This window comes from Streptomyces himastatinicus ATCC 53653 (assembly GCF_000158915.1).
GTDB classification, from domain to species: domain Bacteria; phylum Actinomycetota; class Actinomycetes; order Streptomycetales; family Streptomycetaceae; genus Streptomyces; species Streptomyces himastatinicus.
Genome location: NZ_GG657754.1, coordinates 4,365,965 through 4,377,199, shown reverse-complemented (window position 1 = coordinate 4,377,199; position 11,235 = coordinate 4,365,965). Strand labels below are relative to the sequence as shown.

The following is an 11,235-nucleotide window of genomic DNA, read 5'->3' as shown; positions in this document are numbered from 1 at the left end:
CTGGCTGCACCCGACCGCCTGGTGCTACTGGCAGGTCATGGACCCCAGCGCGGGCTGGGCGCTCATCCACTACGACCCGAACACCGCGCAGCCCGGCGCCGTCCAGACCAAGTACTACGTCCTCGCCCAGTTCACCCGGCACATCCGCCCCGGCATGCGCATCCTGGCCACCGGCTCGGACCACGCGGTGGCGGCGTACGACGCGGCCGCCCGCCGCCTGGTGCTCGTCGCCGTCAACCCCGGCGCCGCGCAGACCATGACCTTCGACCTGTCACGGTTCGGCCAGGCCACCGGCGGTACGGGCGGCCTCGTACCGCGCTGGTCGACCCAGACGGCGGGCGGCGGCGACCTGTACACCGCGCGCCGGGACACGGTGCTGGACGGCAAGCGGCTGAGCGTGCCGTTCGCCGCGGGGTCGGTGCAGACGTTCCAGATCGACGGGGTGACGGAGTGATGCGGTAGACCGTGGTGGCTGCCACCTGCCCGTCAGGGCCGTAAGTCTGCCCCTGCGCCTCTGGGAAGGTGGCCACCTCGCCTGCGAGCGTGGGGCGGTTGGATCGCCATTGACCGCCGGAGGAAGACATATGGGACGGGCCCGTGACGAGAACAGCACGACGGGGGAAGGGCGGGCACCCCGGCGGCCACGAGCGACTCCCACCTTCGCCGGAACGGCCGTGCAGCGGATGCTCGCCCAGCAGAGCCGGGCCGGGAACCAGGCGGTGGTCGAAATGCTGCGGCGGTCGGGGCACCCGGGAGCGCAGGACCAGCACCAGCACGGCGCCGGATGCGGGCACCAGGCGCAGCAAGGTCCGGTCCAGCGTTCCTCGGGTGCCGCCACCGTCGCGCGCGCCGAGGAGGAGGACGGGCACACCCACGACGGGGTGCACGACACCAGTCCGGAGGGGCAGAGCGCCCTGGTGGCCGCCGCCATGAATTCGTCGAGCGAGTCGTTGCCGTCGTCGGTCGTGGCGAAGGCCGGGGCGTTCTACCAGAACGACCAGCTCTCCTCCACCCGCCTCCACCGTGACGCGGTGGCCCAGCGTGCCACGGCCGCGATGGGCGCCGAGGCCATGACCATCGGCAACCACATCTTCCTCTCCGCCGGGACCGCGGGCGACGACAAGCTGATCGGCCACGAGCTGAGCCACGTCGACAAGAACCTCAAGGGCGTGCCCGAGACGGGCCACAGCAACGGCGCCGGAGTCAGCGTCACCAACCCGAGGCAGCCCTCCGAACAGGCAGCGGAGGAGGACGGTCACGCCTACGCCGCGGGCCAGACGACCGCCCCCTCCGTCACCGCCCAGCGTGCGGCGGCGAACGGCTCACACGGCACGGTCCAGCGGATGGCGGGGCGGGTCGCTCTGGCGGATGAGGCTCCGGAGCTCAGCGGTGAAGACCACGTCAAAGGGCTGGACAAGGACAGCGAAGAGGAAGTCTTTCTGAAGCGCGGTGTGACGCCCACGCAGCGGATGCATATGCAGCAAGAGATCATTCGCGGCTCTTTCGTCGGCCTCCCGAAGATGCTCCAGGAACCTGATGAGCACGCCACAAGGCCCGAGAGCGACGACGTCACAGGATATGTGAATCAGGATCGTGAAAGGGATGGGACCGCGAGTCTGATCGAATTTTCCACGGACGGCAAAATAGCCGAAAAGTTCGCGTCGGAATCCCGGTACGGATACATCCTCACCATCAAGATCAAGAAGAAGTACCTGGCCAAGGGCGCTACTGGCGCCGAGAACGGCTGGATCACGAAGCAGGGTGCGCCCTATGAGATCGTCCGTGTTGAGCAAAAGGACACGATCGATGGAAATGTGGTTCTGCTGACCGAGGAGGAGCTGCGCGAAGCGGCCAAGAAAGAGGAGATGGCTGAGTATCTGCTCGAAGCCAACAAATCAATCACGGCCCATATGCAGAAATTCCAGGGGGCGGACAAGCTGGCGGAGGCCAAGAAGATTGCCGAATACAAGAGCAAGGTGTTCAAGTAGGCGCGGCGCTCACGGCGCTCACGGCGCTCATGTCGCGAGGTGGCGGACGACCCTCCGCACCTGTTCCGCGTAATGCTCGCGGAACTCCGGCGACTCCGGGTCGGCGTCGAAGAACTGGCGCACCGCGTGCGGCAGCGCGATCGGCGCCGTCACCAGGCTGACGTAGAGCAGCATCGCCATGGCGGGATCGATGTCCTCCGCGATCTCGCCGTCCGCCTGGCGGCGCCGCAGGTCGGAGAGGTCCTCGGGGCCCTCCTCCGGGGCGGCGTCGTCGAGGCCGCACCACGCGTTGAACCGGGTCGCCCGCGGGTCGGCGAACGCCTCGCGGAGGTAGCGCAGGACCAGCTCGTCCAGCGGGATCGCGGGGTCGTTGAAGGTCTCCTCGCGCTTCAGCCATTCGCGGCCCAGCTCCCGGTACAGGCCCTCCTTGCCGCCGAAGTGATACGCGATCAGCTGCTTGTTGACGCCCGCCCGGTCCGCGATGTCCTGCACCCGGGCGCCCGCGAACCCCTTCTGCGCGAACACGTCCCGGGCCGCCTCCAGCAGCAGCCGCCGGGAGCGCTCCGGGCACAGCTTGCGCTCCTCGGGCGCGGGGGCGCGGCGGGGCCTCTTCGGCGTCCCCTCCATGTCCTTCAACTCCTCGTACTCGACCGGAATAGGCTAACGCCATCTATCTGTTTGACGAGTTCATCCGGCTGGATGAAACTGGGCCGGACCGCACAGGACAGTCAGGACCGTCAGGGGAGATTCGTCATGATCGTGGTAACCGGAGCTACCGGAAACGTCGGCGCACACGTGGTGAAGGAGCTGGCCGACACGGGTGCGGAGGTCCGTGCGCTCACCCGCGACCCCGAGGCCGCGCGCTTCCCCGACGGCGTCCAGGCGGCGCGGACCGAGGACCTGCCGCTGGAGGGTGCCACCGCGCTGTTCCTCCACGCCGCGGTGGTGTGGCAGGGCGCCGACAAGCTGCTGGAGCGGGCCAAGGAGGCCGGGGTGCGGCGCGTCGTGACGCTCTCCTCGTCCTCCGTCCTGGAGGACACCGACCCGCAGCACAACCCGATCGGCGCCCTCCACCGCGACCTGGAGGCCCAGGTCGAGCGCACCGGACTGGAGTGGACCCATGTGCGGCCGGGTGCCTTCGCCGTGAACGCGTTCCAGTGGGCGGAGCTATCAAGGCCGGGGACGTGGTGTACGGCGCGCACGCCGGTCAAACATGACCCCCATCCACGAGGCCGACATGGGCGCCGTCGACGCCCGTGCCCTCCTCGCCGACGACCTGGTCGGCAAGACGCCCGAGCTGACCGGGCCGGAGTCGCTGACCTTCGCCGACCAGGTGCGCATCATCGGCGAGGTCATCGGCCGGCCGCTGCGGTACGAGGAGATCCCGGCGGAGGTGGCGCGCGAGAAGATGATCGGCGGGTTCATGACGCCGGAGATCGCGGACTCGCTGCTGCGGGCGTTCGAGGGCACCGTGGGCCGGCCGCAGCCGATCTCGCCGGAGGTCGAGCGGATCACGGGCCGTCCGGCGCGGACGTTCGCGCAGTGGGTGGCGGACCACGCGGGCGCCTTCAGCTGACGGGTGGTGCGCCGGGGGTGCGGTGGTGGGTGCCGGGTGCGGCGCCTCCGGGGCGGGGCCCTGGACCGTCTATTTACGGCGCCGGAGCTGTAGAACGTGGGGTGGGCCGGAAGTCCACGGCGCCACACATACACGTGGTGTCCAGGACCCCACCCCTGCGACCCCGCCCCCTCCGCCGAGCGGCGGCTGCCCGCCGGTGGCCCCGGCCCGGCTTCTGTACCCCGGGTTGTGGGCAATCGTTCCGCGGAGGGGGCACCTCCCAGCGGTAGCTGGGGGAGGGACGGGTGGGCACAACCCGGCCACCGGCCCGCACCCGGTCCCGGTTCGCCCAGCGGCAGGCGCTCAGGCGCCGCGCCGCTTCTTGGGTGCCGCCTTCTTCGCGGTCGCCTTCTTGGCGGTGGCCTTCTTCTTGGGTGCCGCCTTCTTCGCGGTGGACTTCTTCGCCGCGGCCTTCTTGGCCGGGGCCTTCAACTCGGTGACCGTGGCCTCCTCCTCGGCGGGCTCCCCACGGGCCTCCTTCGCACTGCGAACGCTGTCCTTCAACGCGGCCATCAGGTCCACGACCTGGGCACCTGTCGGGCGTTCGCCCGGTTCGGCGGTGGGGGTGGCGCCGGAGACCTTCGCCGCCACCAGGGCCTCCAGGGCCTCGTGGTACTCGTCGTGCAGTTCGTTCAGGTTCACCTCGCCGAGCGTGGCCATCAGGGTGTCGGCGAGGTCCAGCTCGGCCGGTTTCACCGTGACCTTCTCCTTGGGTGCCACGCCCGCCGGCTCGCGCACCTCGTCCGGCCACAGCAGCCGGTGCATGGCGATGGCCTCGCCGACGACGCGCAGCATCCCGAGCCGTTCCCGCCCGCGGTGGGCGTACTTCGTGATGGCGACCTTCTCGCTGCGCTTGAGCGCCTCGCGGAGCAGGGCGTACGGCTTGGCGGCGGCGGTGCCGTTGGCGCCGAGGTAGTACGCGTCGCCCATCTGGAGCGGATCGATCTCCGAGGCGTTCACGAAGGCCTCGATCTCCAGCGCGCGGGTGGTCGGCAGCGGCAGGGCTGCCAGGTCCTCGTCGGTGATCGGGATCAGGGCACCGTCGGCATCCTCGTACGCCTTGCCGATCTCGTCCGCGTCGACCGGCTTGTCCTCCAGCTCGCAGACCTTGCGATACCGGATGCGGCCGCCGTCGGCGGTGTGGATCTGCCGGAAGGACACCGAGTGGTCCTCGGTCGCCGGATACATCTTGATCGGGATGCTCACCAGGCCGAACGAAATGTTCCCATTCCAGATAGATCGCATGCTTGATCCCTTTCGTGAGATTCTTATCGTATGTCCCCGATCACGGAGGTGGAGGGGCGACGGATCGCGCTCAGGAACCTCGACAAGGTCATCCATCCGGCCACCGGCACCACCAAGGGCGAGCTGCTGCACTACCTGGCGTCCGCGGCGGACGCGCTGCTGGGCCATCTGCGGGGGCGGCCGCTCGCGTTTCTGCGGTATCCGGACGGGCCGGACGGCCAGATGTTCTTCACCAAGAACCCGCCGCCCGGCACCCCCTCCTGGGTGACGACCGCCGAGGTCAGCCGCCATGAGGGGGAAACCGCGCAGCAGGTGCTGGTGCAGGACCTGGCGTCGCTGATGTGGGCGGCGAACCTGGTGGTGGAGTTCCACGCACCCATGTGGCGGATCGACGAGGGGGCGGGCCTCGCCGACCGGCTGGTCTTCGACCTCGACCCCGGGCCGCCCGCCACGATCGTGGACTGCTGCGCCGTCGCCGTATGGCTGCGGGAGCGGCTGCGGGCGGACGGGCTGGCCGCGTACGCCAAGACCAGCGGCTCCAAGGGCCTGCATCTGCTGACCCCGCTGGAACCGGCCCCGTCCCGGCAGGTCACCCACTACGCCCGGCGGCTCGCCGCGGAGGCCGCCGCCGCGCTGCCGGGGCTGGCCATCCAGAAGATGACGCGCTCCCTGCGGCCCGGCAAGGTGTTCGTCGACTTCAGCCAGAACGCCGCCGCCAAGACCACCGCCGCCCCCTATACGCCCCGCGCCCGCCGGGAGCCGACCGTCTCCACGCCCGTGACCTGGGACGAAGTGGAGGCGTGCGACGACCCCGGGCGGCTGGTCTTCCGGATCGACGACCTCCCCGCCCGCCTCGACCGCCACGGCGATCTGCTGGCCCCGCTCCTCGACCCGGCACGGGCCCACCCGCTGCCCGCCACCCCATGACCTCGCTGCTGCCGCCCGTTCCGGTGGCGCTGGCCCGGCCCATCCCGACCCTGCCGGTCGCCGCGCCGGGGCGGCAGCTGGCGTACGAGCCGAAGTTCGACGGCCATCGGCTGCTGATCTTCCGGCTGGTGGACGAGGTGCAGATGCAGGCCCGCTCCGGCCGCATCGTCACCCGCGTGTTCCCCGATCTGGTGGCCGCCGCGCGGCGGCTCCCGGTGGGCACCGTGCTCGACGGGGAGGTGGTGGTGTGGGTCGGCGGCCGCACCGACTTCGCCGCCGTGCAGAAGCGTGCCACCGCCGCCACCGAGGCCCGCGCCGCGCGGCTGGCCCGCGAACTCCCCGCCTCGTACGCCGCGTTCGACCTCCTCGCGAGCGGTACGGACGACCTGCGGCCACGGCCGTACGAGCAGCGACGCGCCCTGTTGACGACGCTCCTCGAACCGTTGGGCCCGCCCCTCCAGGCCGTCCCGATGACGATGGACCCGGAGCTGGCCGCCACCTGGTACGAGGCGTTCCCGGCCATCGGCGTCGAGGGGCTGGTCATCAAGAGCCCCGACCAGCCGTACCGGGCGGGGAGGCACTGGCGGAAACTGCGGCACTCGGAGACCCGGGACGCCCTGGTCGTCGGCGTCGTCGGGCCCCGGCTCCGCCCCCGCGCCCTGGCCCTCGTCCTGCCGGGCGACGACACCCCCGTGGTCTCAGGCCCCCTCTCCCCGGCGGTCCGGGCCCAGCTCACCACGGCCCTGCGCGACCTCCCGCCCCCGGTTGTGGCGGACTCCGATCCGCCCACGGCGATCGACACGGTCGGCGCGTGGATCGCCTATCAGCCGATCGCGCCGGAGCTGACGGTGGAGGTGCGGCAGGAGAGCACGGTCCGCCACGCGGCGACGGCGGTCATCCGGCTGCGGACCCCGGAGTGACCCCAGCGGCTGATGCGCACTCCCCCTAAGTGCTGAGGCGGATACGCCCGGCGGTCGAAGCGTGCGGGAGTGGTGGTCGAGGAGAGTGGGCTCCGGAGGGGGAGTTCACGTGGATCGATGGGACCGGGCGGGGCGGGTCGCGGCGCACGGGGCGGCGCTGGCGCTGACGCCGTACCTGCTGATCAAGGTGTCGTGGGTGGCCGGTTCGCTCGTGGGACTGCTGCCCGTCGGGGCCGGGTTCGGCGTGGCGGAGTGGGTGGTGCTGAACGGCGCGACGATCGGTATGGCCGGGATCGGGATCACGGTGGCGCTCGCGCTGGGGCGGCCGTGGGGGATGCGCATCCCGGCGGCGCCGCTGGTGTTCTGCGCCTGGGTCGGGGCGGGGTTCCTGGTCCCGGTGCTGCCCTACGCGGTTCTCGGTTCGCTGCTCGGCGATCCGGAGAGCGGGGGTGACGCGGGCCCTTCGATGCCGGGGTGGGAGGCCGCGCTGGTGCAGATCGGGTTCGTGGGTACGGGGCTGGGCCTTGCCGTCGCGCTTCCCACGTATATGCGGCGGCGCTGGCCGCACGCGTTCGCCGGTCGGCTCGGGGACGGGGGAGAGGGCTCCGGGAGGGTGCCGCCGTGGACGGCCGTGACCGGCGCCGCCGTCGGTCTCATCTGGCTGTACTGGGCGGTCGGCGGCACCGCGGGCGTCGCGCACCGAGGCGAGCGCGACCTCGGCTGGCACGTGCTGTCCGGCGTCTTCGGGCTCTGGGCCGTCGTGGCGTCCGCCGCCACCTGGGCCGCCGTCCGGGGGCGGCCCGCACGGGTCCCCCGGTGGGGTCCGATGGTGCTCGGCTGGCTGGGCTCGGGCTCGCTGTTCGCCTGGAGTGGCTGGAAGCTGCCGTTCACCCTGTACGTGGCGCTCGCGCGCCCGGCCGACACGGCGCTGCCGGAAGCGCTCGCGCTTGCGGCGGTGCTGCACCTGGCGGCGGTGGTCGCGGGCGCCGCGATGCTGAGGGCGCTGCTCGTACGTGTATGACCGGCGCTGTGGCCCAACTCGGCGTCCTCGGGGCCCGCGGCCCACCTGGCGTCTGCGGGGGCGTGTGGGCCGGTGGCCTGCGCGGCGTCTGCGGGCCGGTGGCTCGGTGGAGTACCCCTCCGGGGCCGGCGAGCCCGTGGCCTACCCGGTGCCCTCCGGATCCGGCGGGCCGGTGATCACCGCCGTCACCCGGGCGCCCCGGGGCAGCGCCCCGGCCTCGGCCAGCCCGTACAGCCCCCACAGCATCTTCGCCACGTACCGCCGCTCCACCCGCACCCCGTGCCGCTCCTCGAACCCGGCCGCGAACGCCTCGAGACCGGCCGGGACGCGCCCGTAGCCGCCGCCGTGGTACCCGTGCTCGATGCGCCAGTCGGTGAACGTCCGCCCCCAGCCGCGCCGGTGCAGCTCCGCCACCTCGTCCTCCAGGTAGCCGCCCGCCCCCTTCAGCACGGCGAACCCCAGCGCCCGCGCGCCCTCCGGCAGGGCGGCGGCGATCCCGGCCAGCGTGCCGCCCGTGCCGACCGCGCAGCACACGATGTCGCGCGCGCCCAGGTCGGGCAGCTCCGCGACGAGGTCGGCGGTCCCCTGCGCGGCCAGCACGTTCGTACCGCCCTCGGGCAGGACGTACGCCCGCCCCCACCGCGCCTCCAGCCCCCGCAGCGTCCGCGGGTCGTCCAGGGAGCGCAGGGTCTCCCGGTAGCCGGACCGGTCGAGGAAGGACAGCCGCATGCCGTACGACTCGGCGAGGGCGAGGGACCAGTTGCGCGGGGCGTCGGCGAGCTCGTCGCCCCGGATGATGCCGACGGTCTCCAGCCCCCGGGCGGCCCCGGCCGCGGCGACGGCCCGGATGTGGTTCGAGTAGGCCCCGCCGAAGGTGAGCAGCCGCGTATGCCCCTGCTCGACGGCGGCCCGCAGGTTGGGCGTGAGCTTGCGCCACTTGTTGCCGGGGACGGTGGGATGGATGAGGTCGTCCCGCTTCAGCCGCAGCTCCAGCCCCGCCCGCTCCATGGCCGGATCGGCGAGCGGGGTCAGGGGTGAGGGGAGGGCGGCGGAAGGCATCACGGCCAAGCCTACGGAGCCTCGCGCGGTCGCGTCGCGATCCCGTTCCTTGAAAGGGCTTCACGTTTTACGACAACTCCGATGGGGAGATGTTGAGTTGTCGGCTGCGAAAAAGTTGATCAGACGGCCACTTCGGTGCGGAATTGATAACGCGCCGAGGACATTGCTGTGAAGTGAATGTGAAGGCAGTTTTGGGCGGGTCGGCTCGGCTAAGAGAGGCCCATGAGCAACCCCCATGACCGTATGGTGGACAACGGTCCGTACAACCACCACGCAAATCCGTCCAACCATCACGCAAGTCCGTCCAACCGTCTCGGGACGGAGCGGACAGCGCTGATCATTCATGGCCTCGCGGACGTCGCCGCGATCTTTCTGGGTTTGTGGATCCTGCTCTACATGCTCGACGCGAACGAGGCGAATGTCTTTGTCGACTTCGTGCACGGCGTCGCGGACTGGCTCGCGGGCTGGTCGCAGGACATCTTCACCATGGAGCCCGAGGGTGCGCGCGTCTTCCTCAACTACGCGCTGCCCGCGCTGATTTACCTCGGCATCGGTCATGGTGTGGCCGCTTGGGTGCGGCGGCTCTGACCGTGTGCGGCCGGTGGTCCGCGTAACACTTTCCGGCCCTCCGGCGCTGAGGAGGATGCGGCTGGTTTCAGGGAATCCAGCGCCATCGTTCCATGACGGCCGGAGGGTACGGAGAGAGCGGACGAGGGCGGTCGCGGTGAAACCGTATGCAGTGCTGCCCAAAAACGTGCCGCACTTCACCGGGTCTGCCAACTCGATTTGCCTTTCGGCCCCATGGAGAATGCAGACTGCCCCGCATGAATTCACGGAGCGACAGCAGAAACCCCGATTTCCAGGACCCCACGTACGCCCCGCCGCATGGGCAGCCGGTGGTCCCGCCGCAGCAGGGAGACCACGGCGGTCGGCCCGAGGCGCCGTATCGACCGCGTCGGCGGCGCGGCCGGACCGTGAAACGCGTGCTGGTCACCCTGGTCGTCGTTTTGCTGGTCGCCTCGGTCGCCACGTACTTCTGGGCCGACTCCAAGCTGCGCAAGGAGGTCGACCTGAGTCAGGTGATCGACCGTCCCGAGGCGGGGGACGGCACCAACTACCTGATCGTCGGGTCCGACAGCCGCGAGGGCATGTCGGACCAGCAGAAGAAGGACCTGCACACGGGCTCCGCCGACGGCAAGCGCACGGACTCGATGATGATCCTGCACGACGGCGCGTCCGGCCCGACGCTCATATCGCTGCCGCGTGACTCCAACGTGACCATCCCGAAGTTCCGCGGCTCGGAGTCCGGTGAGGTCAAGGGGCCGCTGGGCGACAACAAGCTGAACGCCGCGTACTCCATCGACGGCCCGCAGCTGCTCGTCCGCACCGTCGAGGCCAACACCGGGCTGCACATCGACCACTACGCGGAGATCGGCTTCTCCGGCTTCGCCGGCATCGTGGACGCCATCGGCGGCGTCGAGATGAACCTCGACAAGGGGTTCAAGGACAAGCAGGCGGGCGCGGACTTCGAGGCCGGGCAGCAGACGATGAACGGGCAGCAGGCCCTGGCGTTCGTCCGCAGCCGGCACGCGTTCGCCGCCAGCGACCTGGACCGGACGAAGAACCAGCAGAAGTTCCTGTCGTCCCTGGCCAGCCAGACCGCGACGCCCAGCACGCTGCTGAACCCCTTCACGCTCTACCCGACCATGGGGGCGGGGCTGGACACCCTGATCGTCGACAAGGACATGAACCCCTACCTGCTGGCCAAGATGTTCTTCGCCATGAAGGACGTGACCAGCAACGGCGGCAAGTCGCTGAACATGCCGACCTCGGGCAGCGTCGGCGGCAACCTCCAGTGGGACCAGGCCAAGCTCAAGCAGCTCGTCCAGCAACTCAAGAACGACGAGCCGGTCACCGTCAGCGATTCGCCGTGACCCCGCCGCTCCGCGTACGGGGCGGGCCGCAGCCCGGTACGCGGAGCGGACAGGCATTGTGCGCCGACCGTTCGTTCGGTTGAATGCCGATCATGGCGACGCGACATGTGGTGATCATCGGGGCGGGCATCGTCGGCGCGGCGGTGGCCGCGCGGGTGGCGGCGCGGGAGGGGTGCGAGGTCACCGTCCTGGAGCAGGCGTCCTCGGGGCGGCTGCCCGGGTCGACGGGGCACGCGCCCGGGTTCGTCGGGACGTTGGGCGATGCGGAGGTGCTCACCGAGCTGGCCCGCGCGAGTGTCGCCGCGTACCGGGAGCTGGAGTGGCGCGGCGAGGCCGGGTTCGACCAGGTCGGCGGGGTGGAGGTCGCGCGGAGCGCGGAGGCCGCGAAGCGGCTGGCGGCGCGGGCGGACGCGGCGTCCGCCGCCGGGCTCGGGCCGCGGCGCTGGAGGCGGCCGAGGCGGCGGCGTTTTGTCCCGCGGCTGATCGATCCGGCCGGGGTGGAGGCGGCGCTGCACTTCCCGCTGGA

At 71.1% G+C, this 11,235-nt stretch carries 11 protein-coding genes and 2 pseudogenes; 10 read left to right on the top strand and 3 right to left on the bottom strand.

What is annotated here, in order from left to right:
- Positions 1-454: pseudogene (locus SSOG_RS18070) on the top strand (beta-1,6-galactanase); the annotation flags it as partial.
- Positions 455-683: 229 nt separating this feature from the next.
- Positions 684-1,988, top strand: coding sequence for an eCIS core domain-containing protein (locus SSOG_RS18065; RefSeq protein ID WP_245606613.1), 1,305 nt, complete (start codon positions 684-686; stop codon positions 1,986-1,988).
- 27 nt (positions 1,989-2,015) lie between these two features.
- Here the strand turns inward: SSOG_RS18065 and SSOG_RS18060 are convergent, their stop codons facing one another.
- A complete protein-coding gene (locus tag SSOG_RS18060; RefSeq protein WP_039937982.1) occupies positions 2,016-2,615 on the bottom strand; it encodes a TetR/AcrR family transcriptional regulator in 600 nt (199 codons plus the stop codon).
- 72 nt (positions 2,616-2,687) lie between these two features.
- On the opposite strand from SSOG_RS18060, the pseudogene SSOG_RS56065 reads away from it, so the two are divergent.
- Both SSOG_RS56065 and SSOG_RS56060 read left to right on the top strand, forming a co-directional pair.
- A pseudogene (locus tag SSOG_RS56065) lies at positions 2,688-3,089 on the top strand (SDR family oxidoreductase); the annotation flags it as partial.
- Positions 3,090-3,201: 112 nt separating this feature from the next.
- Entirely contained in the window at positions 3,202-3,564 is a 363-nt protein-coding gene (locus SSOG_RS56060; RefSeq protein ID WP_245606703.1) for a Rossmann-fold NAD(P)-binding domain-containing protein, read from the top strand.
- A 342-nt stretch (positions 3,565-3,906) separates the two neighbouring features.
- Here SSOG_RS56060 and ku read toward each other — a convergent pair whose 3' ends face one another.
- Positions 3,907-4,848: a non-homologous end joining protein Ku gene (gene ku, locus SSOG_RS18050; protein WP_039937980.1), complete on the bottom strand. Its 942-nt coding sequence runs from the start codon at positions 4,846-4,848 to the stop codon at positions 3,907-3,909.
- Positions 4,849-4,878: 30 nt separating this feature from the next.
- Between ku and ligD the strand changes: the two genes are divergently transcribed.
- The 3 genes from ligD (at position 4,879) to SSOG_RS18035 (ending at position 7,716) form a co-directional block, all read left to right on the top strand.
- Positions 4,879-5,775: a non-homologous end-joining DNA ligase gene (ligD, locus tag SSOG_RS18045; protein ID WP_009715684.1), complete on the top strand. Its 897-nt coding sequence runs from the start codon at positions 4,879-4,881 to the stop codon at positions 5,773-5,775.
- Positions 5,772-6,695 carry an ATP-dependent DNA ligase gene (locus SSOG_RS18040; RefSeq protein ID WP_009715682.1) on the top strand — a complete coding sequence of 308 codons (924 nt, stop codon included), beginning with the start codon at positions 5,772-5,774 and terminating at the stop codon, positions 6,693-6,695. Before ligD ends, SSOG_RS18040 begins: the two co-directional genes overlap by 4 nt.
- 109 nt (positions 6,696-6,804) lie before the next feature.
- Positions 6,805-7,716 carry a hypothetical protein gene (locus SSOG_RS18035; protein WP_039937977.1) on the top strand — a complete coding sequence of 304 codons (912 nt, stop codon included), beginning with the start codon at positions 6,805-6,807 and terminating at the stop codon, positions 7,714-7,716.
- A 141-nt stretch (positions 7,717-7,857) separates the two neighbouring features.
- Here SSOG_RS18035 and SSOG_RS18030 read toward each other — a convergent pair whose 3' ends face one another.
- Positions 7,858-8,775, bottom strand: a complete 918-nt coding sequence (locus SSOG_RS18030) for a 1-aminocyclopropane-1-carboxylate deaminase/D-cysteine desulfhydrase (protein ID WP_039941314.1) — start codon at positions 8,773-8,775, stop codon at positions 7,858-7,860.
- 222 nt (positions 8,776-8,997) lie between these two features.
- Here SSOG_RS18030 and SSOG_RS18025 point away from each other — a divergent pair, with 222 nt between their 5' ends.
- From SSOG_RS18025 to SSOG_RS53655, 3 genes are all read left to right on the top strand, one after another.
- Positions 8,998-9,363: a hypothetical protein gene (locus SSOG_RS18025; protein ID WP_245606320.1), complete on the top strand. Its 366-nt coding sequence runs from the start codon at positions 8,998-9,000 to the stop codon at positions 9,361-9,363.
- A 146-nt stretch (positions 9,364-9,509) separates the two neighbouring features.
- Positions 9,510-10,709 (top strand): LCP family protein, encoded by a 1,200-nt coding sequence (locus SSOG_RS18020; protein ID WP_009715678.1) that lies wholly within the window; start codon positions 9,510-9,512, stop codon positions 10,707-10,709.
- A gap of 92 nt (positions 10,710-10,801) precedes the next feature.
- A partial coding sequence (locus SSOG_RS53655; protein ID WP_009715677.1) for an FAD-dependent oxidoreductase occupies positions 10,802-11,235 on the top strand: 434 nt, incomplete at its 3' end.